Origin of the sequence: Devosia sp. FJ2-5-3 (assembly GCF_029201545.1) — a bacterium.
In the GTDB taxonomy this organism is placed as follows: domain Bacteria; phylum Pseudomonadota; class Alphaproteobacteria; order Rhizobiales; family Devosiaceae; genus Devosia.
On the sequence record NZ_CP104007.1, the window covers coordinates 219,818 to 243,687 of the forward strand.

At 62.9% G+C, this 23,870-nt stretch carries 20 protein-coding genes and 1 tRNA gene; 13 read left to right on the top strand and 8 right to left on the bottom strand.

What is annotated here, in order from left to right; all coding sequences use genetic code 11:
* The first annotated feature begins 19 nt into the window (after nt 1-19).
* Nucleotides 20-95 (top strand) — tRNA-Thr (locus tag N0P34_RS01130).
* A 6-nt stretch (nt 96-101) separates the two neighbouring features.
* Here N0P34_RS01130 and N0P34_RS01135 read toward each other — a convergent pair.
* Nucleotides 102-857 (bottom strand): acyl-homoserine-lactone synthase, encoded by a 756-nt coding sequence (locus N0P34_RS01135; RefSeq protein WP_275605192.1) that lies wholly within the window; start codon nt 855-857, stop codon nt 102-104.
* Nucleotides 858-981: 124 nt separating this feature from the next.
* A complete protein-coding gene (locus tag N0P34_RS01140) occupies nt 982-3,282 on the bottom strand; it encodes an EAL domain-containing protein (protein WP_275605193.1) in 2,301 nt (766 codons plus the stop codon).
* Between the two features lie 181 nt (nt 3,283-3,463).
* On the opposite strand from N0P34_RS01140, the gene N0P34_RS01145 reads away from it, so the two are divergent.
* Nucleotides 3,464-3,751, top strand: coding sequence for a 4a-hydroxytetrahydrobiopterin dehydratase (locus N0P34_RS01145; protein WP_275605194.1), 288 nt, complete (start codon nt 3,464-3,466; stop codon nt 3,749-3,751).
* 1 nt (nt 3,752) lies between these two features.
* Here the strand turns inward: N0P34_RS01145 and N0P34_RS01150 are convergent, their stop codons facing one another.
* From N0P34_RS01150 to N0P34_RS01160, 3 genes are read right to left on the bottom strand one after another with little or no spacing between them, the layout of a single operon-like run.
* A complete protein-coding gene (locus N0P34_RS01150; RefSeq protein WP_275605195.1) occupies nt 3,753-7,205 on the bottom strand; it encodes an error-prone DNA polymerase in 3,453 nt (1,150 codons plus the stop codon).
* Nucleotides 7,202-8,881 carry a DNA polymerase Y family protein gene (locus N0P34_RS01155; RefSeq protein ID WP_275605196.1) on the bottom strand — a complete coding sequence of 560 codons (1,680 nt, stop codon included), beginning with the start codon at nt 8,879-8,881 and terminating at the stop codon, nt 7,202-7,204. The genes N0P34_RS01150 and N0P34_RS01155 overlap by 4 nt, the downstream gene beginning before the upstream one ends.
* Nucleotides 8,766-9,575 carry a hypothetical protein gene (locus tag N0P34_RS01160; protein ID WP_275605197.1) on the bottom strand — a complete coding sequence of 270 codons (810 nt, stop codon included), beginning with the start codon at nt 9,573-9,575 and terminating at the stop codon, nt 8,766-8,768. Before N0P34_RS01160 ends, N0P34_RS01155 begins: the two co-directional genes overlap by 116 nt.
* 238 nt (nt 9,576-9,813) lie before the next feature.
* On the opposite strand from N0P34_RS01160, the gene N0P34_RS01165 reads away from it, so the two are divergent.
* Entirely contained in the window at nt 9,814-10,266 is a 453-nt protein-coding gene (locus tag N0P34_RS01165) for a TerB family tellurite resistance protein (protein ID WP_275605198.1), read from the top strand.
* A gap of 119 nt (nt 10,267-10,385) precedes the next feature.
* Here the strand turns inward: N0P34_RS01165 and N0P34_RS01170 are convergent, their stop codons facing one another.
* A complete protein-coding gene (locus N0P34_RS01170; protein ID WP_275605199.1) occupies nt 10,386-10,949 on the bottom strand; it encodes a hypothetical protein in 564 nt (187 codons plus the stop codon).
* An 89-nt stretch (nt 10,950-11,038) separates the two neighbouring features.
* Here N0P34_RS01170 and N0P34_RS01175 point away from each other — a divergent pair, with 89 nt between their 5' ends.
* The 3 genes from N0P34_RS01175 to N0P34_RS01185 all read left to right on the top strand — a co-directional run bounded on the left by N0P34_RS01175 (nt 11,039) and on the right by N0P34_RS01185 (nt 13,079).
* On the top strand, nt 11,039-11,488 hold the full coding sequence (locus N0P34_RS01175; RefSeq protein ID WP_275605200.1) for a universal stress protein: 450 nt from the start codon (nt 11,039-11,041) through the stop codon (nt 11,486-11,488).
* A gap of 94 nt (nt 11,489-11,582) precedes the next feature.
* On the top strand, nt 11,583-12,116 hold the full coding sequence (gene ppa / locus N0P34_RS01180) for an inorganic diphosphatase (RefSeq protein WP_275605201.1): 534 nt from the start codon (nt 11,583-11,585) through the stop codon (nt 12,114-12,116).
* 69 nt (nt 12,117-12,185) lie between these two features.
* Complete coding sequence (locus N0P34_RS01185; protein ID WP_275605202.1) at nt 12,186-13,079, top strand: DUF3445 domain-containing protein; 894 nt, start codon at nt 12,186-12,188, stop codon at nt 13,077-13,079.
* Nucleotides 13,080-13,137: 58 nt separating this feature from the next.
* On the opposite strand, the gene N0P34_RS01190 is transcribed toward N0P34_RS01185, so the two are convergent.
* Nucleotides 13,138-13,665: a cytochrome b/b6 domain-containing protein gene (locus N0P34_RS01190; RefSeq protein ID WP_275605203.1), complete on the bottom strand. Its 528-nt coding sequence runs from the start codon at nt 13,663-13,665 to the stop codon at nt 13,138-13,140.
* Nucleotides 13,666-13,744: 79 nt separating this feature from the next.
* Here N0P34_RS01190 and N0P34_RS01195 point away from each other — a divergent pair, with 79 nt between their 5' ends.
* From N0P34_RS01195 to N0P34_RS01225, 7 genes are all read left to right on the top strand, one after another.
* Nucleotides 13,745-14,185, top strand: a complete 441-nt coding sequence (locus N0P34_RS01195) for a MarR family transcriptional regulator (protein ID WP_275605204.1) — start codon at nt 13,745-13,747, stop codon at nt 14,183-14,185.
* Nucleotides 14,186-14,400: 215 nt separating this feature from the next.
* Entirely contained in the window at nt 14,401-16,215 is a 1,815-nt protein-coding gene (gene typA, locus N0P34_RS01200) for a translational GTPase TypA (protein ID WP_275605205.1), read from the top strand.
* A gap of 131 nt (nt 16,216-16,346) precedes the next feature.
* Complete coding sequence (locus N0P34_RS01205) at nt 16,347-16,955, top strand: DedA family protein (RefSeq protein ID WP_275605206.1); 609 nt, start codon at nt 16,347-16,349, stop codon at nt 16,953-16,955.
* A 290-nt stretch (nt 16,956-17,245) separates the two neighbouring features.
* Nucleotides 17,246-17,548 (top strand): YggT family protein, encoded by a 303-nt coding sequence (locus N0P34_RS01210; protein ID WP_275605207.1) that lies wholly within the window; start codon nt 17,246-17,248, stop codon nt 17,546-17,548.
* A complete protein-coding gene (locus N0P34_RS01215; RefSeq protein ID WP_275605208.1) occupies nt 17,529-17,864 on the top strand; it encodes a DUF167 family protein in 336 nt (111 codons plus the stop codon). Before N0P34_RS01210 ends, N0P34_RS01215 begins: the two co-directional genes overlap by 20 nt.
* Nucleotides 17,865-18,039: 175 nt before the next feature.
* Nucleotides 18,040-20,181, top strand: coding sequence for a sodium-translocating pyrophosphatase (locus N0P34_RS01220; protein WP_275605209.1), 2,142 nt, complete (start codon nt 18,040-18,042; stop codon nt 20,179-20,181).
* An 828-nt stretch (nt 20,182-21,009) separates the two neighbouring features.
* Nucleotides 21,010-21,561, top strand: coding sequence for a dihydrofolate reductase family protein (locus tag N0P34_RS01225; RefSeq protein ID WP_275605210.1), 552 nt, complete (start codon nt 21,010-21,012; stop codon nt 21,559-21,561).
* Nucleotides 21,562-21,573: 12 nt separating this feature from the next.
* Here the strand turns inward: N0P34_RS01225 and N0P34_RS01230 are convergent, their stop codons facing one another.
* Nucleotides 21,574-23,700 carry an EAL domain-containing protein gene (locus N0P34_RS01230; RefSeq protein ID WP_275605211.1) on the bottom strand — a complete coding sequence of 709 codons (2,127 nt, stop codon included), beginning with the start codon at nt 23,698-23,700 and terminating at the stop codon, nt 21,574-21,576.
* Between the last annotated feature and the right edge of the window lie 170 nt (nt 23,701-23,870).

Consider the following 23,870-nt stretch of genomic DNA (forward strand, 5'->3'; position numbering starts at 1 on the left):
GGACCCAGGGGTCCGCAATGCCGCTTTAGCTCAGTTGGTAGAGCACATCATTCGTAATGATGGGGTCAGGTGTTCGAGTCACCTAAGCGGCACCATTCTTCTCAGCCGACTTTTTCGAGTTCTTCCAGCCGCTGTGCCAGGCGCGCCGTGGGCGCTATGGCGGGGACGTTGGGCTGGCCGCTGCCGAAAAGCGCCTCCCGCTCGTCCGGCGTCGACATGAAGAAGGGATAGCGGCGCGCGACCATGTCGCGAATGACCGGCACTTCGGCTGCATAAAGCTGCATCGGAAAGGCCAGATTGGCGTAGCTGCGCTGATCCCCGAGGGGTTTGGCGCCGAACACGCGTCGATAAAACGCCGTGTGCTCGGGTCGTACTGCAGACATGCAATAGACGACGGGGAAATATTCGCAGGCCATGGCTGCGAGGCGCAAGGTCAGGTAGGGCAGGGCTGGAAAGGCCAGCGAGGCGTCGAAATCGGCCGTGAACCGGCCGGGATCGATGAAATTGCGGCCGGCATCGAGATGGGGCCGCAGGATATCGGGCCAGACCGACATGCAGGGCGAGTGGGGCGTCTGCGATGTCACATGGTGAAAGCGGAGCGAGCTGACCAGGCGGTCGTCGATATAGACGCCGAAGCAGTAGCAATTGGGCAGGTCGTCGAACTCGTCCCGCGTGACGCCCTGCGAATTGAAGGGAATGAAGTCCTCCCGCCGATAGGCTTCGTAGCGAAGGCGATAGATCGGATCGAATTGTTCGTTCTCCGACACCCGCCGATATCGAACCCGATCGAGCAGATCGATCAAAGTCGTTGCGAAGCGCGACGACGCGCCGGTCGCCTGTTCGGTTGCCTCACTCATTACCTGCCCCCCGAAAAGTCGAAGGGATATTAACCTTCTATTCACCATAACCGCATGGGGAAATTTGACCCCTGTAGCGGGCCTGGCTGCTGTTCCACAGAATTGTGGTAATAATCACAATCGCTTAGATTGCGTTAACTACGTTTGTTATTTGCCGCGAGGGGGCGCCATTGAGGCGGAGGATCAATTCGGCAATATCGGCGGCGGGCAGGGGGCGACTAAACAGATAGCCCTGGACCTGCTGCACGCTGGTATGGGCCAGCATGGTTTCAAATTGCGCCTGGGTCTCGACCCCCTCTGCGACGACCGTCAATTCGAGGTCCCGACCGATCCGGGCGACGCCGGTCAGAAGCCGCAGGGCGCGTGGATTGGTGTCGATATTGGTAATGAAGGAGCGATCGATCTTGAGTTTGGCAAGCGGCAGGGCGTTGAGATAGCTCAGCGACGAATAACCGGTGCCGAAATCGTCGAGCGCAATCGATACCCCGCGATCGGCCAGATGCGTCAGCACCTTCTGGGCCAGGTCCCGTTCCTCGATGAGGGCGGTCTCGGTAACTTCGAGTTCCAGCCGGTCCGGCTCCAGCCTCGACGCGGCCAGCGCCTGTTCCACAATGCTCGGCAGGTCGAGGCCGCGGAAATCGCGGGCCGAAATATTGACCGCGACGCCGACGTCCCCGCGCCAGCCGGCGGTCTCGCGCGTCGCGCTCTTGATCATGAAAGCGGTAATGTCGGAAATGAGGCCGATCTCTTCGGCCAGGGGGATGAAAGTTGCCGGAGCGATGGGGCCAAGCTCGGGATGGGTCCAACGCGCCAGGGCCTCGCAGCTCACGACCCGCCGGGTTTCGATATCGAACAGGGGCTGGAACGCCAGGCTCAGTTCACCGCGGGCGATGGCCGTGCGCAGATCTGTCTTGAGGCGCTGGCGATAATGGTAGTCGATATCCATCTGCGCGTGGAACAGCTGCGCACGTCCCTTGCCCTCGCCCTTGGCGGCGTAGAGGGCGAGATCCGCCTTGGTCATCAATTCTTCCAGCGTCGTCTTGCTGGCCGGCGCAGTGGCGAGGCCAATGCTGACATCGACGTTGAGTGTCAGATCCTCAAAGAGGAAGGGCGCCACGAAGGCCTGCCGGATGGCCTCGGCTATGAGGCTGGCCGCATGGTCGGTGCCTTCATAGCCGGCCAGCACGACGAATTCGTCACCGCCAAGCCGCGCCACCAGCGCGTTTGCCGGCACGGCGCGACGCAGCCTCTGGGCCACCTGGCGCAGCAGCGTGTCGCCGACCACATGGCCAAACGTGTCGTTGACGTGCTTGAACTCGTCCACATCGACGACCATCAGGGCACTGGCCTGACGCGCCAGGGCCCTTGCGTAGAGATCGTCGCTCGCCAGCTGGTTGAAATGGCTGCGATTGGGCAAATCGGTCAGCGTGTCGTGATGGGCCATGAAGCTGATGCGCTCCTCGGCGGCAACGCGCTCGCTGATATCCTCGAAGAGGAGAACGCAACGCTGCTTGCGGGCGCTGATCGTTACCTCGAAATAGATGCCGGGCCCCAGCGCCAGCAATACCTTGCCCGAGGATGGTCGGGTGATCATGTCCCGCAGACGGTCGATCGCGGTGCGCGGCACCTTGCCACTGGTCGCCAGCGCTTCGAGCACGGCGGCAAAGGGGCGCCCCGTCAGGTTGAAGATGCCGAGCCGGGCAAAGGTGCGGTTGGCCTTGGAATTGGCCACGGTGATGATGCCGTTCTCGTCCAGCATGCAAAGGCCATGGGCGAGGGTGGTGATGGCGATGTCGAGCTCGGCCGCCAGCCGCGAAACCTCGATCCGGCCGTGCAGCGCCGAAATCAGGATCGCCCTGATATCGCCGGCCAGCTTGCGGAAACTGATGAGCAGGACCAGCAGCATGGCGGCAAGCATGGCGTGATAGATATCACCCCGCAGCAGCATGGCCACCCAAAGCGGCACGCTGAGCGCGACGGTCTGGATGGTGATGAGCCGATCGAGGGCGAAATTGCGCGCCACCATGCCGACGGTCGACGCGATCGAAAGGGTGCAGGCGGCCAGTTCGGCAAAGGGTTCCTGGACGAAGAGAATGGCGACGAGGCACCAGATGCCGTGGCTCAGCGCGACCATGGCGCCGCCCCAGAGCGCCCGGTTTTCCCAGTGTTCGGCCGCCTCGGCATCTTCGGCGCCGATGCCGGCATCCCAGAAGGCGCGCATATTGGCGAAGCGGACGATCCCCACGATCAGGATGATGGCGGCAACCGCGAACAGGACCGGGGCATTGGCCTTGATCCCGGACATGGCCGCCACCCCCGCGCTGGCGCAGGCTCCGGCGAGCAGCGCCCGCCGGTCGCCATAGACCGAGCGGATAAGGGACACGTAGTCCAAGGCGGGCATGGTCTTGCGGGCTGAGATCAGCACGGTATTCCCCCGGTTACCGCTGCATTGCGCGCGAGAGGCCTTAACAGGGCCTTGCCAGAATAGCTTGCGGGCCGAGATTGCTGCGGAAATTCCGGGGAAGGATGAATGAAGCGTTAAGGTGGCGGCGGTGGATCGATTTGCCGCGGTCCGAATTGAGCCTGATGAACAGGAGAGTGGAAAAATGGTCGAAAAACTCGATGCCGGCGCACTCGAAGCGGGTCTGGCAAAGCTGGGTGAGTGGCAACACCATCGCGACGACAAAACCTTGGTGCGGGAATTTTCCTTCAAGGATTTTTCCCAGGCCTTTGCCTTCATGACGAGGGTGGCGCTTCTTGCCGAGAAGGCGGATCACCATCCGGACTGGTCCAATAGCTACAACAAGGTGCGCATTGCCCTCTCCACCCATGATGCGGGCGGGGTGAGCCAGAAGGATCTCGATCTCGCCCAGGCCATCGACACGCTTTTGTAGCTCAATGGAAATTGCGGCCGCTGGGCATGGCCGCATAGGCCCGGCGGCGCGCCATTTCCTGGTCCCGCAGGGCCTGGCGGTCGCGGCTCTGGCTGCCGGGCGGGCCCGATTTGCCCTCGTCGGCGCGGGCAATGATCTTGTCGCCAAAATCCTTGCCATGGGAGAGATCGAGCAATTGCGGGGTGAGATCGACCATGTTATCAGCGATCACATGGATCACCAGCCCCTCGCGCTGCACCTGGCCTGAAATGGCCAGCATGCGCGCCGAGAGCAGGGTTTTGCGCATCTGGTCGTTTTCGAACAGTTTTGGCCAGACCACGATATTGGCCACCCCGGTTTCATCCTCGAGCGTCACGAAGATCACCCCGCTCGCCGTGCCCGGCCGTTGCCGTACCAGCACCAGTCCCGCCACTTCCACCCTGTGGCCGGGTGTCACTGTCATCAGGTTCGCCGATCGGGTCGTGCCACGCTCGTCGAGCAGTGGCCGCAAAAACTGCACCGGGTGCCCCTTGAGCGAGAGCGAGAGCGTGGCGTAGTCGTGGATCACTTCTTCGCCCGGCGCCATCAGCGGCAGGCCGGCCGGCTCCTCACTGGGGCTGGCCTCGGCGGGCAGGGCGGCAAACAGCGGCAGGGTGTCGGCGCCATGGGTTCCCACGAGACCCTTCACCGCCCAGAGGGCTTCGCGCCGGTTGAGCCCGAAGGATGAAAAGGCATCAGCCTGGGCCAGTTTTTCGAGGCTGGAAACAGGAATGCGGGTGCGGATCCAGAGGTCGCGCACCGAGCTGTAGGGGCCATTGAGCCGCTCGCCGACGAGGCGCTCGATATCTTTCTTGGCCAGCCCCTCCACCTGCCGCAGCCCGAGCCGCATGGCCTTTGCGGTCCAGACATGGGGCGCCATTTCCCGGTGGCGCGGCCAGACCCGATCGGGGGCAGAGCCGATATCGGGTTCGAGCGTGCTGTCATAATCGGAGACGTTGATATCGGGCGGCCGCACCGTCACGCCATGTTCGACGGCGTCGCGCACCAATTGGCTGGGCGCATAAAAGCCCATGGGCTGGGAATTGAGCAGGGCGCAGGCGAAGACATCGGGATAATGGCATTTGAGCCAGCACGAGGCGTAGACCAAAAGCGCAAAGCTGGCCGCATGGCTTTCGGGAAAACCATATTCGGCAAAGCCCTGAATCTGGGCAAAGCTCTGCTTGGCAAATTCGGGCGTATAGCCATTGCCGATCATGCCGCCGATGAAATCGTCGTGGAACTGGGCGAGTTTTCCGGTGCGCTGCCAGGCCGCCATGGCGCGGCGCAGCTGGTCGGCCTTGCCCGGTGAAAAGCCGGCCCCGACAATGGCGATCTGCATCGCCTGCTCCTGAAACAGCGGAATGCCCAGCGTGCGGTGGAGCACCGCCCGCAAGGCTTCGCTGGGATAGTCCACCCTCTCCAGACCCTGCCGCCGCCGCAGATAGGGATGGACCATATTGCCCTGGATCGGCCCTGGCCGGACGATCGCCACCTCGATGACGAGGTCGTAGAATTCCTTGGGTTTGAGGCGCGGCAGCATGGACATCTGCGCCCTGCTCTCGATCTGGAACACCCCGATCGTGTCGGCGCGGTGGGTCATTTCATAGACCGGCTTGGCCCCTTCGGGGTCGGCAAACTCCTCGTTCTGCAGCTCGCTCAGCGTGACCTGATGGTCGTAGTGCTCATCCATCAATTCGAAGGCGCGCCGCAGGCAGCTCAGCATGCCGAGCGCCAGGATATCGACCTTGAGGATTTTCAGCGCGTCGATGTCGTCCTTGTTCCATTCGATGATGGTGCGGCTGTCCATGGCCGATTTGCTGATCGGCACGAGGCTTTCCAGCGAATCGCGGGTGATGACGAAGCCGCCCACATGCTGGGAGAGGTGCCGGGGAAAGCCGCGCAGGACTTTTACCACCTCGAACATCTGGGCGAGGATGGGGTCATCGGGGTTGAGGCCGATATTGGCGACGCTGCGCAGGTCAACGCCCGCGCCCCAGCCCCAATGGAGTTGGTTGAAAGCGCCGATCACATCGTCGGAAACGCCAAACACCTTGCCGGTCTCGCGAATGGCGCTTTTCGAACGATAGGAGATGACATTGGCGGTCAGCCCGGTGCGGCGGCCGCCATATTTGTTGTAGACATATTGCATCACTTCCTCGCGCCGCTCATGCTCGAAATCGACGTCGATATCGGGCGGTTCGTCGCGCTCGGTGGAGATGAAGCGGCCAAAGACGAGATTGGCTTTTCGCGGGTCGACCTCGGTGATCTCGAGGCAATAGCAGACCGTCGAATTGGCCGCCGAGCCGCGCCCCTGGCACAGAATGTTTTTTTCGTGACGGGCAAACTGGACGATGTCGTGCACGGTCAGGAAATAGGCGGCATAGCCCTTGTAGCCGATCAGGCTCAGCTCGGACCAGATCGAGCGTTTTATCGCGTCGGTCAGCCCGTCGCGAAAGCGTTTTGCCGCGCCCGCCCAGGTCAGGCGTTCGAGCGTTTCCTGCGCCGTCTCGCCATCGCCCACGGTTTCTTCGGGGTAATTATATTCGAGCTGGCTGAGGCAGAAGCTGATCCGGCCCATGAAGATCATCGTCTGGGCAATGGCATCGGCATGCTCGGCAAAAAGCCGGTTCATTTCCCGCGCCGTCTTCAGATGCCGTTCGGCATTGGCAGAGAGCAGAAAACCGGCTTCGTCGAGGGTGACATGCTCGCGGATGGAGGTCACCACATCGAGCACCATGCGCCGGTCGGGCTCGTGATAGGCCACGTCATTGCTGGCGATCATGGCCGCGCCATGCCGGCGCGCCAGAATGTCGATGCGATTGAGCCGGGCGCGATCCCCCCCGTCGAATTTTGCCGTTCCAGCCACCCAGACCCGGCCCGGTGCAGCTTGGGAAAGGCGCGAGAGCGTCGCTTCGGTGTGGCCCCAATCCCCCTCATCGGGCACAAGGATGAAAAGCTGCCCCTGGCCGAAATTTTCCGTGGGCCCGTGTTCGATGTCCGACACGGGGTCGTTGCGTCCAAACAAATCTTCAAAGCGCAGATCGGGATTGCCTTTTTCGCCGCGCTTATTGCCGAGCGTAAGAAGCTTGCAGAGCCGCCCATAGGCCGTGCGGTCCGTGGGATAGGCGATGATGTCGGGCGTGCCGTCGGAAAACACCAGCCGCACGCCGACCAGATAGCGAAAGGACGGAAAATTCTCCCTGTTGTCCCTCGCGGTCACATAGGCGCGCACCACGCCGGCAAAGCTGTTGCGGTCGCAAAGGCCGAGCCCGGACAATCCCATCTGCATGGCCGCCGCCACCAGTTCTTCCGGGTGCGAGCCACTGCGCAGGAAGGAAAAATTGCTGGTGGTGATCAGCTCGGCATGGGGGGTCGGTGGGCTTTTTTGCGCCGGCCGGCTCGGCCGCTGCCCGACAAGGGGAACAATCTGGCTCATGAAAAGAACCCGTGCAGATACCAGATCGGCGGGGTCGGCCCGCCATAAAAGCCGAGGCGGAACACCCAGAAGCGGCGGCCTTCCTCATCCTCGACCACGTAATAGTCCCGCGTTCTGGCCTCAGGATCGAAGAGGTCGAGCTCGGGCACATAGGGTGGTGGCCGTGGGGCCTCGCCGGGTTCGGCCGGTTTTGGTTTTGGCGGTTCGACCAGTTTGAGGCGTTCGCCGCTGCGCCACCATTCGGCGCCCAGCCGTTCGGGCCCGGCGCCCTTGACCAGCCGATAGCTGTCGCGCCGCCAGATCATCGAGGCGGGCAGGCCATCGGGCACTTCGGCATTGATGGCCACCGGCTCGGGCGCGGGCAAGAGGCGCAGGGGTCTTTGCCGTTTGGGCAGGCCGGGCGGCAATTGGCTTTGCGCCGGAATCGCCATGGCCGGCACGAGCCGCACTGCGCGTTCGGGAATATGGCTCGCCATCATCTGGTTGCGCAGCACCGCCTCCACACCCAGCCGGCTGCCGATGCGGTCGAGGAGACGGCTCACATCCTCCTCACCACTGGCCTTGGCAAAAACCCCCATCTGCACCGCATCCATGCGGTCGATGGAGCCGGCGGCCAGCCGCACCATGTCGATGCCGAAACCGGCATCATATTCGGCTTCGAGCCTTTGGGCGCGGTTGCGGAAGAGATCGGTGATGTGGCTGGGGTCGCGCGTCAGCCTTGCGGCATTGAGCGAGAGGGTCATCACCTTGTGGTCGACCCGGTAGAGAAAGAGGTGAAAGCTCTGGGCCCCCAGATTGTCCTTTTCGAGCGTACAGCCCAATTGCACGGCCAGATCATGGGTGGTGGCCAGCACGTCGTCCATCAGCGCGATCGGGTCGGCAAAGCGGCGCTCGACATTATAGTCGGCCTGGGGCAGGCGCGGCGTCATCCGCTCCTCGATCTCTCCATAGGCCTGGTCGAGCCGGAGCAGCAGGCTTTGCCCGAACCGGGCCTGCAGCGATTTCCGCGGTTTTTCGCGCAGGCTTCCAATGGTGGTGAGCCCCATCTGGGCGAGGGTGGAAATCTGCTGCGCTGTCAGCCGCAACGCCCCGATCGGCATTGTGTCGAGTAGCGGCACCAGATTATCGTTCGCCACGATCTGGCTGCGGGCGAAATGGCTCACCGCCCAGGCCGCGCCGATGGTGGGGGCTATAGCACCGGCCACGGTATAATCGAGCGCGCGCAGGCGGCTGAGCAGGGTGCGCAGCATCTTTGCCTCCCCACCGAAGAGATGATCCACCCCGGTAATGTCGAGCACGAGATCGCCATAGGGGCTGATATCGGTCATTACCGAAACCATGGGGCTGGCATTGGAGTGCCAGTCGGCAAAATCCTCGAAGGCGGCGGCCAGCAGGGGGCGGTCGAGCTCCTCGACGGTGAGGGTCGGCAGGATGGCGCGGGCGTCGGCCAAGTTCTGTCCGATCCGCAGGCCCTCGCGCATGGCGTCGCTGTCGAGTGCGCCGAGGCGCAACCCGCCCTTGATGCGCTCGAACAGCGCCATGGGGCCCTTGAGGGCGGGATTACGCCGTTTGAGATAATCCGTCGGCCAGTGCGGCAGGTAGAGCGCCAGGAAACGCCGGTTCCGGCGCAAATCGAGGCGCGCCATGGGGCCCGGCAGGAAGGGTTGCAAAGCCATTTTTCGTCCACTCCAGGAACCAGGCGCCGGGGCGCTTCATCGTCGTGCCGCGCTCGAGCGCCAGCCGCCAGCGGGCGGCCCCGGGCGCGCCGGGGTCAAAATCCTGCCGGGCCGAGCGCAGCGGAGTGAGGTGCCAGCGCAGATGGGCGGCGCTGGCTTCGCGGGCGGTGCCATAGCGCAAAAGGAAAAGCGAAGTGCCATTCTCGGCGGCCCGCATGGCGAGGCGCCGGCTGGCGGTGAAATCGAGCAGTTTGGGGGCCCCGCCAATATCGGCAACAATCCCCGCCACGGCCCGGCAGCTCAGCGCCTCCTCGGCCACCCAGAGCAGTTCGGCCATGGTGCGGGGGCGCACCATGATGAGGCAGGCCGGATCAAAATCCTCCGCGACGAGGCCCGGCCCATAGGGCAGGCCGAAGAACTGGCTGTCGGAAAAAAGCTGCAGGTAGACGATGACCGGGCGGCGGGGCGTGAGCAGGGTCTTGGACTGGCTGAGGGCAAAGCCGAAACTGGCGCCGCCATTGCGGGCCGAATCGGTGAACACCTCCTGGAACAGGCCCGGCGCGAGGCTCGGAAAGCTGTCCCGTTCCGCCGTGACCACGCTCTGGCGCGCCTCGGCCAGGGCCGGCTTTCGCTCGATATCGGCAATGATGTCGCGCAGCGCGGAGAGGCGCTGTTGGCGATCGGGGGCCTGCATGATGGGACCGTCTACATGAACAAAACAGGAACATGTTGACTCCTAATCCGGCGAGAGTCGAGTCCCTTTCGGCTTGTTCACAGTGTGACCGAGACGCATCAATGCCGGTCAAGACCGCGTGACAGCGATCGCTGGCCATTGAGCTCAGCGGCGCAATGACTAAATATTTGAAGGCCTGCCACCGGCGCGCATCACATTGATCGTTTTCCTCTTTCACCCCGATTAAAGGCTGCCAGCCATGTTCGAGGCCCTCACCCGTTTGTTCGCCAAGCCCGAGCAACCGGCAGACCGGAACGACCCAAAACTCTCCGTGGCCGCCCTTCTGGTGCACCTTGCCGCCGTTGACGGCTCGATGAAGGAAGAGGAAACCCGCACCATTCGCGGGGCCCTGATGGATCATTACGATCTCGACGAGGCGGCGGTCGACAAGCTGATCAAGCAGGCTGCCGAGCGGGATGCGGAGGCTGTTGATTTCTACCGCTTCACCTCGGGCATTACCCAATTGCCGATGGAAGACCGGATCGAGATCATCCGCATGATGTGGAGCGTGGTCTTTGCCGACCGCAATAATCACGAGCTCGAGGACAATATGGTCTGGCGCATTGCCGAGCTCATCGGCGTATCAAGCCGCGACCGCACCATTTTGCGCAATCAGGTGCGCGGCCAGGCCAACGAAGCCGAGGATCAATAAGCGCCAAAGGCGCCGATGATTTCGAGCCCGTCGGATCAGTAGGCGGCGAAGGCGCCGATGATCTCGACCTCGTCGGATCAGTAGGCGGCGAAGGCGCCGATGATCTCGACCTCGTCGGATCAGTAGGCGGCGAAGGCGCCGATGATCTCGACCTCATCGCTGGCGCAGTCGAAATCGCCGGCCGCGTCTGCGGCTTGCCGCGCCAGTTCATTGGCATTCTCATTGGCCAGCGCATCCACATAGGCGATGTGGCAGGAATTGCCGTCGGCGATCTGGGTCACCACCAAAACCTGCCCGTCATCGCTGTTTTCTTCGGCCCCGTCGGTGAAATAGCGCATGATGGTGGCGATGGGCATCCAGCGGCCCGCGGCATTGGAGAGGCGCCACTCGACCTTGCCGCGAATATAATTGAACGGCGGCAGGGTCTGGAAACCAACGACATTGGCGTCGGGGTTAAACCCGAAGGCAACGGAAAAGCGCAGATCGCCTTCGCGCACCAGCATGGGAAATCCCTTATAGCCGGGGCAGGCCCATTGGGCGCCGAAATCGTCCGCCTCCAGCACGAGGCAGGCATCAAGGTCGAAATCGGTATAGGCGCTGGTAAAGCCCGATTGCGCGAGCGCCGGCGCAATCATCATCGACAGGCCCGCCAGCCCTCCTGCCATCCAAACCGCCATCCGCATTGCCGTCCTCCTGCAGCCAAACCCGTGATCCAGATCAATTGCCCCGGATCCTGAACGCGCTATGGTGTCCATAACAAGGAGGCTTCACCATGTTCAAATCTCTGCTCATTGCCACTGATGGTTCCGAACTGGGCAACAAGGCGGTCGCGGCCGGCATCGACATTGCCAAGACCTATGGCGCGCGCGTCACCATCATCACCGCCACCGACCCTGTGGCGACGGGCATTGGCAGCGGCGGATTTGGCACTATCGACGCCGGCCCGGTCATTGCACGGCTGGAGGAGGCCTATACCGAGGAGGCTGCCAAAACCCTTGCGGCCGCAAAGGCCGTGGCCGATGGCGCCGGCATCGCGGCAAAGACGATCCATGTGGCGCGCACCCGCCCGGCCGATGCCATTCTCGAAGCGGCAAAAGGGGAAAACGCCGACACCATCATCATGGGCTCGCATGGCCGCCGCGGCTTCAAGCGCCTGCTGCTGGGCAGCCAGGCGTCGGAGGTCCTGTCGCATGCCGACATACCGGTTCTGATCGTCAAGTAGGGGCTGCGGCGGTTTTCCGGCTTGCCTTCGGGGCGGGATGGCGGCAGAACGCCCCCGTTCCGCTCCCCCTTGATGAACCCGGACCCGAAAACCCATGAACATCGACGCGATCCCCACCGGCAAAAACCCGCCCGACGAGCTCAATGTCATCATTGAAGTCCCCCTGGGCGGCGAGCCGATCAAATATGAGATCGACAAGGACAGCGGCGCCCTGTTCGTCGATCGCTTCCTCTATACGCCCATGCGCTACCCCGGCAATTACGGCTTCGTGCCCCATACGCTGTGCGGCGATGGCGATCCGCTCGACGTCATCGTCATGAACTCCCGTCCGCTCGTGCCCGGCGCCGTTGTGCGTTCGCGCCCGGTCGGCGTGCTGTTCATGGAAGATGATGGCGGCCAGGATGAAAAGATCATCGCCGTGCCCGTCTCCAAGCTGACCCGCATGTACGATCATATCCTCGATATCGCCGACATGCCGGAAATCCAGGTGGAGCGCGTCAAGCACTTCTTCACCCACTACAAGGATCTCGAGCCCGGCAAGTGGGCCAAGATCGACCGCGTCGGTGGCCTCGAAGATGCGCGCCGCGTCATTCTCCAGTCCATCGAGATGGCCAACAACGCCAAGTAGTTTCTTGAGAAAGGCGGGGATCTTCTCCGCCTTTCCCTTTGGCGCGGGACCGTTTGGGAAATCGGAAACATGTCCAGACCCTTCCCCGACGATGGCACGGCCAGGCTTTTCCAGATCGGCACCCGCCCGCTTGATCCGAATGACTGGCTGGCTCCCGATGGCGCGCTCGTCTCCCAGCTGGCCGAAAAGGCGCGGCTGCGCGTCTCCCATCCGGCCGAGATTTTTGCCCAGATTGCCGGCAGCCGTCCTGCCCAGGCCGAGCTTCTGGCGACGCTCGCCGATTATCTGCCGCAGCGCTTTCCCGCACTCTGGCGGCGGGATGCCGAGGCGATCTCCATTGTTCCCAGCGGTCAAACCATCGGTCTTGCAGACCCAGAGGCTCCGCTCGCCATTGCCGCAAGACTGGTGCAGGACGATCTCCTGCTCCTCGAGCGCGGCGCCGAAACCTTCTGGCGACTGACTGCGGCCAGCCTCAGCTTTCCCTCCTCCTGGACGCTGTCGGAGAAAATCGGGCAGGGGCTCGATGCCATCCACGATCCCGTGCCCGGCTTTGGTCCCGGCACGCGGCCGGCCCAGATCATGGCGCGCATGTTCGACGCCATGCGCCCCGAAACCCCGATGATCCGCTGGAACTGGTCGCTCTATGGCGATGACACTCTCTTCCACCCGGACGTGTCTGGCGCCGACCAGCCCCGTTTCGGCGCCGGCCCGCGTGCGGAAAATGTCTATCTGCGGGTCGAGCGTCAGGTGTTGCGAAAACTGCCGGAAACCGGCGCCATCGTCTTTGCCATCCGCATTTCGCTGCAAAAGCTCGACGATCTCGCCGCCCATCCTGAAGCCGCCGCCATCGCCGCTCACCTCCACACCGAAGTGTCGGCCCTGACGCCGGAACAGCTCGCCTATAAGGGTCTTGCCCGCGAGCGCGACCAGATCCTTGCCCGTCTGGATGAAATGAGGGCCTGAGGGCCAAACCTAGCTTGCGCAAGGCCCGGCAGCGCGAGGCGGGTGAGGAATTTGTGGCCTAGCCGCCAACCCGCATGCGGCCGATCAGATTGTCCCGCCGCACCAGCTGGTGATAGAGCGCCGCCAGAATATGGCCGGCCGCCAGCACCAGCAGCAGGCGTCCCATCAGGCCGTGGACGAAAGAGGGTGGGGCTTCGGAAAACTCCGGCAAGGCGCCGCCCGAAAAGATCTGCGGCATGGCTCCGGTCAGCACCACCATGGCAATTCCCGAGGCAACCATGATTATTATGGCGCCATAGAGCCCCAGATGCACAAGGCGGGCCGCCCATTGCTGGGTCGTGCTGAGATCGCGTGGCGCGTCGGGGTGCTTGTCGAAGGCAAGCCACCACACGATCCGCAGCAGGGTCAGCAGGCCCACGCAAATCCCCAGCGGGACATGGACGCGCAGCAGCGTTCGCACCTGTTCGGGATCCTCGGCGCCGTCCAGGATCAGGCCGCTTGTCAGCATGAGGATGATGGCGATGGCGGAAATCCAGTGAATGCTTGCCGCCATGGTGCCATAGCGGTCCGGCCTACTCTTGAGCATGATGAAAAATCCCCCTTGGTTCCATGCGCTGCACCCGATATCCTTAGCCTACTATATAACTAATGAGCATACTAAGTAAATGACCCTTATTCGGGAAGAATCGGCCGGCTACATGACCAATTGGGCCGCGCGGCTGTTTTTTCGAGAACTCGAAAAGCAATTGGCCCCGCTCGGCATCAATCCCGCCTATATGCCGGTCCTGTTCGCCCTGAGCGATGGCTCGGCCCTGACCCAGAAAGAGCTGGCCGATCGGGCGACGGTCGAGCAGCCGACCATGACGGCCACGCTGGGCCGCATGGAGCGCGACGGTTTCATTAGGCGCGAACCCAATCCCGAAGATGGTCGCAGCGTCCTCGTCCGCCTCTCGGAGACCGGCTTTGAGGGGGTTCCGCAGGTGCAGCGCGTCGTCTCCACCATCAACCAAATGGCCCTTCAAACCCTCAGCGAGGCGGAACGGCGCAGCTTTTTTAGCGTCATGGGTAAGATTATCGCGAGCCTGGAAATGCAGGCTTCCTCCTAGCTTTCCAGCATTTTTTGCTTTTTCGCTTCCGTGATCCGCCCGTCGCGCAGGCCCCCCTTGCGTGAGGGGCGCTTGTGAAACCCGCGTTTTTTCTGTAAGAGCCAGCCCGAAAAGCGCCAGTCTGCCGGATGCAGCTGGCGTTTCCCGTTTCTTTGCATGTCTTGGCTGTTTGCCCTCCTGCTGCCGCTGGACCATGCCCCAACGCCCCGGTGCCCATGTCCCTGCGCAATATTGCCATCATCGCCCACGTCGACCACGGCAAAACGACCCTCATCGACGTCCTGCTCAAGCAGTCCGGCTCCTTCCGCGAGAACGAACGCGTTGAAGAGCGCGCGATGGACTCCAACGACATCGAACGCGAGCGCGGTATCACCATTCTGGCCAAGGTGACCTCGTTGATGTGGAATGATACCCGCATCAACATCGTCGACACGCCCGGCCACGCCGATTTCGGCGGCGAAGTCGAGCGCATCCTGTCCATGGTCGACGGCGTGGTTCTCCTCGTCGACGCGGCCGAAGGCCCGATGCCCCAGACCAAGTTCGTGCTTGGCAAGGCCCTCGCCCAGGGCCTCAAGCCGATCGTTGCCATCAACAAGATCGACAAGTCCGACGAGCGTCATCTCGAAGTGCTCGAAGAGGTGTTCGACCTCTTCATCGCGCTCGATGCCACGCCCGAACAGCTCGATTTTCCGGTTCTCTACGGCGCTGCCAAGCAGGGCTGGATGATGAACGAGCCCGATGGCCCGCGCGTCAGCCTCGCCCCGCTTCTCGACAAGGTCATCGAGCACGTTCCCGAGCCAAAGGTCGAAGAAGGCCCGTTCCGCATGCTGGTCACCACCATCGAGCGCAACCCCTTCCTCGGACGCATCCTGACCGGCCGCATCTTTTCGGGTTCGGTCAAGGCCGGCGAGAGTATTCATACGCTCAACCGTGAAGGCAAGATCGTCGAAAAGGGCCGCGTCTCCAAGGTGCTCGCGTTCCGCGGCCTTGAGCGCAACCCGATCGATGTGGGCATGGCGGGCGATATCGTGGCCATTGCCGGCCTCGAGACCACCACTGTGGCCGACACCATCTCGGTGCCGCAGAACCTGACCCCGATCCCCTCCAAGCCGATCGATCCGCCGACCCTGTCGGTGACCTTCCGCATCAATGACGGCCCGCTGGCCGGCCGTGAAGGCGACAAGGTTCAGTCCCGCGTCATCCGCGAGCGCCTGATGCGCGAAGCCGAAGGCAACGTCGCCATCCGCGTGACCCCGGGCGAAGACAATGACAGCTTTGACGTCGCCGGTCGTGGCGAATTGCAGCTGGCGGTGCTAATCGAAAACATGCGCCGCGAAGGCTTCGAGCTGACCATCGGTCGCCCGAAGGTGCTGTACAAGGAAGAAAACGGCGTCAAGCTCGAGCCGATCGAAGAAGTCATCATCGACGTCGATGACGAGCACACCGGCGCCGTCGTGCAGAAGCTGACCGAGCGCAAGGGTGAACTCACCGACATGCGTCCGTCCGGCGTTGGCCGTACCCGCATCAAGCTGCTGGTCCCCACCCGTTCGCTGATCGGCTACCAGGCCGAACTGCTCTCGGACACCCGCGGCACGGCCATCTTCAACCGCCTGTTCCACTCCTTCGTGCCGTTCAAGGGCGAGCTTCCGGGCCGTCGCACGGGCGTGCTGATCTCCAACGGCACCGGCCAGTCCGTGGCCTTCGCGCTGTGGAACCTCGAAGACCGTGGCCCGATCATGATCGATGCCGGCGTCGACATCTATGAAGGCATGATCGTGGGCGAGCATTCCCGCGAGAACGACCTCGAGGTCAACGCGCTCAAGGGCAAGCAGCTGACCAATATCCGCACCACGTCCAAGGACGAAGCGGTCCGCCTGACGACGCCCAAGAAGCTGACGCTCGAACAGAGCCTCGGCTACATCGCCGACGACGAATATGTCGAGGTGACGCCCAAGTCGATCCGCCTGCGCAAGATGTGGCTCGATCCCAATGATCGCAAGCGCATGAGCCGGGCTTCGAAGGCCTCCTGATAGACCCCCTCCTAACCTCCCCCTGCTAGGGGGAGGGACCACATCAGCGGCGTGGTTCGATTGGGCAAATCCTCCACTTTCTTCCTCCCCCTCAGGGGGAGGCCAGGTGGGGGTCAGCGAGGAGAAATCCCATGAGCGAGTTCATCATCGGTTTCATCACCGAATGGGGCTATCTCGGCATCTTCCTGCTCATGGTGGCGGAAAATCTGTTTCCCCCCATTCCCTCCGAACTGATCATGCCCTTTGCCGGCTATGTGGCAGCCAATGGGCAGTTGAACACGTTCGGCGTGCTTCTGGCCGGTGCCGCCGGCTCGCTCATCGGCACCTCCGCCTGGTATGTCGCCGCGCGCCTTCTCGGGCTCGCCCGGTTCACCTGGCTCTGCAACAAGCTTGGGCGCATCGCTACGCTCAGCGAAGCCGATATCGACCTCGCCGTGCGCTGGTTCGAGCGCTATGGCCCCCTGGCGGTGCTGGTCGGCCGCCTCATTCCGGCCATCCGCACGCTGATCTCAGTCCCGGCGGGTCTTGCCGCCATGCCCGTGTGGAATTTCCTGGCCATCTCCGCAATCGGCACGATCGCCTGGACCGGCATCCTGACGGCCGCCGGCTTTTTGCTGCATGAGAGCTATTCGGTCGTCGAAGCCTGGGTCGATCCGGTGTCCACCGGCGTCGTCATCCTGGCCGTAGTCATCTATCTCTGGCGCTTCGTCACCTGGAAGCCGATCAAGACCATCGGCTGATCCTGCCTCGCAATTTGCAACGCGCCTTGCAATCTGCAAGGCAGGTCGCGCGTCAAAAGCGAATAATTTACAATAGTTTAACTTCCGAGGCCCGCTTTCCGGGCGGCCGCGAACTGGCACGCTTCGTGCAATGCTTGGATTATCCGGACCCTTGTTCTGCTTACCGGATGTCAGTCATTTGGACCTCGCATCGCTTGCCCGGTGCGGGGTCCCGGTGTTTTTGGCCCCCGGGCTTGCCCTATCTCCGTCCTGCCCTTAGATAAACGGGACTTTTTCCCGCGGAGACGCCGATGCGCGCCGTTCTCGACATCATCCTCATCCTGCTCCAGCTCTATTGGTGGGTCCTGCTCATCATGATCATCATGAGCTGGCTGATTTCGTTCAACGTCATCAATACCCGCAATCAGTTCGTCGCCACGGTCTGGCAGGTGATCAACCAGCTCACCGAGCCGGTCCTGCGGCCCATTCGCCGCTTCATGCCCAATTTCTCCGGGCTCGACCTCTCCCCGCTGATCGCCTTCCTCCTGATCTTCTTCATCCAGTCGATCATCGGCTATTACATCTATCCCGCCGTTGCCCGAGCCGGCATCTAGCCCGGCAAAGCCCTGGCGCGTGACGCCGGAAGGGGTTCTGCTCTTCCTGCGCGTCACGCCCAATGCCGGCCGGGACAGTCTTGACGGCATCGAGACCCGCGACGACGCCTCGATCGTCCTGCGCATCCGCGTCTCTGCCGTGCCCGACAAGGGCAAGGCCAATGCGGCCGTCATCGCGCTTCTCGCCAAGGCGATGCGCCTCTCCAAATCCTCGATCAGCCTCGTTTCCGGCGAGACCTCCCGCCACAAGACGCTTCGCCTTGCCGGCGAGAGCGGCGAGATTGCCTCGCGCCTCGATGCGCTGATCCCCGCCTGAGCGGCCATCGCCGCATTCCGCGACAAAGCGCCACACTTTCCAATTGCTTAACGAGATAATCCCGCTAATCTCGTTGGCGGGAGGAGGTCCGCCGGAGGGCGGTTGCGGACCGGACATCAAGAGCTGGCCTAGACCGGGGCGGACCTCGAATCTTGACATTCGAGGAACTGGTTTCATGGATTTGGCACTTTGGCTGATCGTCGCTTGTGGCGGTCTGTCTATCGTTTATGGCGTGGTGACGACGCAGGGGCTGCTCGCAGCCGATGCCGGCTCGCCCCGCATGCAGGAAATTTCGGCGGCCGTGCGCGAGGGGGCGTCGGCCTATCTCAAACGGCAATATACCACCATCGCCATTGTCGGCGTGGTGATCCTCGTGGCGGCCTGGCTGCTGCTCGGCGCACATGCCGCAATCGGCTTTCTGATCGGCGCGGTGCTTTCGGGCGCCGCCGGTTTCATCGGCATGAATGTGTCGGTGCGGGCCAATGTGCGCGTCGCGCAGGCCGCCATCGGGTCGCTGGCCAAGGGGCTCGATCTCGCCTTCAAGTCCGGCGCCGTCACCGGCCTTCTGGTGGCCGGTCTCGGCCTCCTGGGCATCACGCTCTATTTCATTGTTCTCACCGGCATGGGCAATGCGCCCACGAGCCGCGTCGTCATCGATTCCCTCGTGGCGCTCAGCTTCGGCGCCTCGCTCATTTCCATCTTCGCGCGTCTGGGCGGCGGCATCTTCACCAAGGGTGCGGACGTCGGCGGCGATATGGTGGGCAAGGTCGAAGCCGGCATTCCGGAAGACGATCCGCGCAACCCGGCAACAATCGCCGATAATGTCGGCGACAATGTCGGCGACTGCGCCGGCATGGCGGCCGACCTGTTTGAAACCTATGTGGTCACCATCGTCGCCACCATGGTTCTTGCGGCCATCATCCTGCCCGAGGCTCTCAAACTCCAGGGCATGGTGCTGCCCCTCGCCATTGGCGGGGCCTGCGTCGTCACCTCCATCATCGGCACCTATTTCGTCAAACTCGGCACCGACAACAACATCATGGGTGCGCTCTACAAGGGCGTCATCGCCACCGGCGTGCTCTCGCTCGTTGCGCTTCTGCCCGTGCTCTGGCTGATGTTCGGCGACATGAACCTCGCCATCAAGGCCAGTGACAAGATCTTCACCCCCTGGGCGCTGTTTGCCTGCGGCGTGGTCGGCCTCGTCATCACCGGGCTGATCATCGTCATCACCGAATATTACACCGGCACCAATCGCCGCCCGGTCAATTCCATTGCCGAGGCCTCGGTTACCGGCCATGGCACCAATGTCATCCAGGGCCTCGCGGTCTCACTGGAATCGACGGCACTGCCGGCCCTCGTCATCATCGCCGGCATCATCGTCACCTATTCGCTGGCGGGCCTTTTCGGCATCGCCTTTGCCGTGGCCACCATGCTGGCTCTGGCCGGCATCATCGTCGCGCTCGATGCCTTCGGCCCGGTCACTGACAATGCCGGCGGCATTGCCGAAATGGCCGGTCTCGATGCCTCCGTGCGTCACAATACCGACGCGCTCGATGCGGTGGGCAACACCACCAAGGCCGTCACCAAGGGCTATGCCATCGGCTCGGCCGGTCTTGGGGCGCTGGTCCTCTTCGCCGCCTATACGCAGGACCTCATCTACTTCGCCAATCTGCCCGATGCCCCGGCGATCTTTGCCGGCATGGGCGCGCTCACCTTCTCGCTGGCCGATCCCTATGTCGTGGTGGGCCTCCTGTTTGGTGGCCTTCTGCCCTTCCTCTTCGGCGGCATGTCGATGACGGCGGTCGGCCGCGCGGCCCAGTCCGTGGTGGTGGAAGTCCGCCGCCAGTTCAAGGCCGATCCGGGCATCATGGCCGGCACGTCCAAACCCGATTATGCGCGGGCCGTCGACATGCTGACCAAGGCCGCGATCAAGGAAATGATCGTGCCCTCGCTCCTGCCGGTGCTCAGCCCGATCGTCGTCTTCTTCCTCATCAACTGGATCGCGGGTCCCGCCGCGGGCTTCTCCGCCCTCGGCGCCATGCTGATGGGTGTCATCGTCACGGGCCTATTCGTCGCGATCTCCATGACCGCCGGTGGCGGTGCCTGGGACAATGCCAAGAAGAGCTTTGAAGACGGTTTTACCGACAGCCACGGCGTAAAACACTACAAGGGTTCGGACGCCCACAAGGCCTCCGTCACCGGCGACACCGTCGGCGATCCCTACAAGGACACGGCCGGCCCGGCCGTCAACCCGATGATCAAGATCACCAATATCGTGGCGCTACTGCTCCTCGCCGTCCTGGCCCATTGGGGGTAACCAGACGTCGTCTGGACTGAATTGAAGAAGGTCCGGGAGCAATCCCGGGCCTTTTTGTCTCCATGAGATGTAGGAATGGGGCAGGGCCGTTCCAGAAACTTATCCCCGCCTGTTCCCCTTGCGATAAAATCGAAAAATTCCCCGCACGGGACGGAGTCGAGACGGACGGCTGCGGGGAGGCCGATTTGGGTGGACCGATCTCCACCTGGGTTCAGGCGCCGGCCGACCCTGACGCGAGCGATCGATGGGCGCGAAACCGGTGCTGTCCAAAAACTCGGCGCCCCGAGGCGGTTTCGTCTCACTCTTTTACAATTTCTCAGGGGCGAAACCGCCTCGGGGTCCGTTCCCATGTGCCAAAACCTGACGCGGAAACGCGGGCAGGGCAGGGGTGCTTGCACGCCTGTCACCCCATCCACGATGTCATTCCCTCCCGACGCTCCCCCGGGGAGGGCGTTGGTACTTGTGAAGCTTAGATGCCTCCGCCCCTGCACGGAGCTTCCCTCGGGCTTGACCCGAGGGCCTCCATCCACGTCAAAATTGTCGGTGTCGGGCTCGCGGAGTGGCCCTCGGGTCAAGCCCGAGGGAGGCCTGGCGCTCGATTGCGTGATGCGGGAAAAATCAGACCCCCACCCGGCCTCCCCCTCGCGAGGGGGAGGAGAAGGAAAGGAAACGCAAGACGCGGCCAAAACTCCGTCCTGTCCCTCCCCCTGGCCAGGGGGAGGCTAGGAGGGGGTCGCCCTTACCGCACCGCAAAAATGTCGAACCCGTCACGTTCCATTCGTCGCAGGGACAACAGGGCCAGGATCCCGAAGAACCAAAGGAGAAAACATGCGCAAAGTCACAGCCGGCCTCTTTCATTCCCTCGATGGCGTGGTGGAAAGCCCGAACCTCTGGCAGTTCGACAGCTTCGATGACGAGCTGGGCGAGGAAATGATGACCACTTTGGCCAATGTCGAAACGGCACTTCTCGGCCGGGTGGGCTACCTCGAATGGGCCCAATATTGGCCCAATGCCACCCAGGACCTCGATTTCGCCGGCTTCATCAACGGCGTCGAAAAATTCGTCGCCTCGGAAACCCTCAAACCCGAACAGATCACCTGGGCCAATTCGAAGCTGATCGAGGGCGACTTCCTCGATTTCGTGCGCGGCCTCAAGGCCGGCTCGGGCGGGGATATCGCTTCCATGGCCAGCATTTCGCTTGTCCGCGAACTGCTCTTTGCCGGGTTGATGGACGAACTTGTCCTCATCACCCACCCCGTCATCGCCGGCGAGGGGCGGCACCTCTTCGAGCCGGGCGATCCCACCACCCGCCTCGAGCTCGTGCGCGGCCGCACGACCTCCAAGGGCAATGTCATCCAGGTCTATCGGCGCAAGGACTGAGCCGGGCTGGGCTCAGGAGGCCTTCATGCGGGCAATCTGAGCCTTTGCCGCTTCGGAATGAAGCAGGCTGGCGAGCGCGGCGGGGGGAAGGGGCGGGGAGAACAGAAATCCCTGCACTTCCGAGCAGCCATGTTCGCGCACCATCGCCAATTGCTCCTCGGTCTCGATGCCTTCGGCGGTGGTCGACATGCCCAGCGACTGGCCCAGCCCGATGACGGCCCGGATGATGGCCTGGCTGTCGGCGCGGCTCGCCAGATCGCGCATGAAGGAGCGGTCGATCTTGATCTTGTCGAAGGGGAAGGCGCGCAGATAGGAGAGCGAAGAATAGCCGGTGCCGAAATCGTCCATGGAAATGCGGACGCCCATGGCGCGCAGTTCGTGCAGCGCCCGCAAGGTGCTCTCGCTGTCATTGAGCAAGAGGCTTTCGGTGATCTCGAGTTCCAGCCGCGACGGGTCGAGCTTGGCCTCGGCAAGCGTGGCCCGGACCTGGGCGACGAGGTCGCGCTGGCGGAACTGCACGGGAGAAAGGTTGACCGCCACGCGCACATGGCCGGGCCAGGTTGCGGCGGCGCGGCAGGCTTCGCGCAGCACCCATTGCCCGATCGAGCTGATCAGGCCCGTTTCCTCGGCCACGGGAATGAACTCGACGGGGGATATGGTCTTGCCGCCATGCTCCCAGCGCAAGAGCGCTTCGACGCAGGTGACCCGGTTCTCCTCAAGGCCCAGCAAGGGCTGGAACACGAGCCGCAATTCGTTCTGGGCAAGGGCGACCCGCAGGCCGGCTTCGATGGCGCGGCGCTGCTGCAATTCGGCGTCCATGCCGGCTTCGAAGAAGTGATAGGTCGATCGGCCTTCGCTCTTGGCCTTGTAGAGGGCCAGATCGGCGTTCTTGACCAGCGTGTCGGTGGTGACCCCGTCACCCGGACCGACGGCGATGCCGACGCTGGCGCCGATTTCGATCCGCTGCCCACCAATATTCATCGGGGCCGACAGGGCCTTGATGATCCGGTCGGCAACCTTGGCAGCGGTGTCGGCGCTGTCGACCGGGCGCAGCAGCAGGGCGAACTCGTCCCCGCCCAACCGGGCCAGCAGATCGCTTTCGCGCGTCGTGCCCCAGAGGCGCACAGCGGCCTGCTTGATCACCTCGTCGCCGACGGCATGGCCGAGCGTGTCGTTGACTGCCTTGAAATGGTCGAGGTCGATATAGAGCACCGCCGCCATTTCACCGCGCTTGAGCGCCGCCTCGGTACGGGCCATCTGCTCGAGGAATTCGATGCGGTTGGGCAGGTCGGTCAGCGCGTCATGGCGCGCCAGATGCTGGATGCGCGCTTCGTTCTGCCGCTGCTCGGTAATGTCTTCATGGGTCGAAACCCAGCCGCCATCCTTCATCGGATGGTGCTGCATCATGATGATGCGGCCGTTGAGCTCGTGGATATTCTTGCCGTATTCGCCCCGTGCGATGATCTCGCGACGCCAGGCGATATAGTCTTCCCGCGTGCCGCCCGCGCTCATGCCGAAATCGAAGAGGTGTCCGAGAATATCCTCGAGCTGGGTGCCGGGTCGAAGATAGTCGGGTGGCAGGCTGTAGATGCGCGCATAGGGCTCGTTGCAGATCACCAGCCGGCCGCGCGCGTCCATCATGCACAGGCCGATGGAGATGTTGTTGACGGCGGCGTCGAGCCGCAAATTCTGCCGTTCGAGCTCCATGCGGCGCTTCTGGACAGATTCGGATCGCGCGATGGCGTCGGTGATGTCCTCGTGCGTCACCACCCAGCCGAGCACGTCGGTATAGACATGGGCGGTCTCCACCACGCGGCCGCCATGCACGATTTCCTGTGCCTTGGCGCGGGCTCCGGAGCGGTTGGACAGCAGTTCGCTGGTGTAATTCTCGTAAAAAAGCTCGGGTGTCTGGTCGGAATGATTGCCCAGCCTGTGGGAGAGCTGCACGACCTCTTCCAGGGTCATGCCCTTGTAGATCGCGTCCGCACTGAACCCATAGAGTTCCCGGTAATGCTTGTTCCACATGACCAGGCGGAATTGCGGTGACCAGACGCAAAAGCCGTAGGGAATGCTCTCCAGCGCAGCATCAAGCAATAAAGCCGCTGCATCCCCCATCTGCGTGGTTTTCTCCGAGCCCATCAGACGTCCCCCTGCCCTCTCGGACCGGGGAAGCCTACGTGCAGTCACTTAAAGGGGCGTTAAGTGCATCGATTTCATTGGGCGGCATCGCGCGCGTTTCTCGAGCGCTCACAAGGCTTAGGGGCGATCGAATGAAGGGCAGGGCGAGCAAGGGTTTCGCCCCGCCGAAG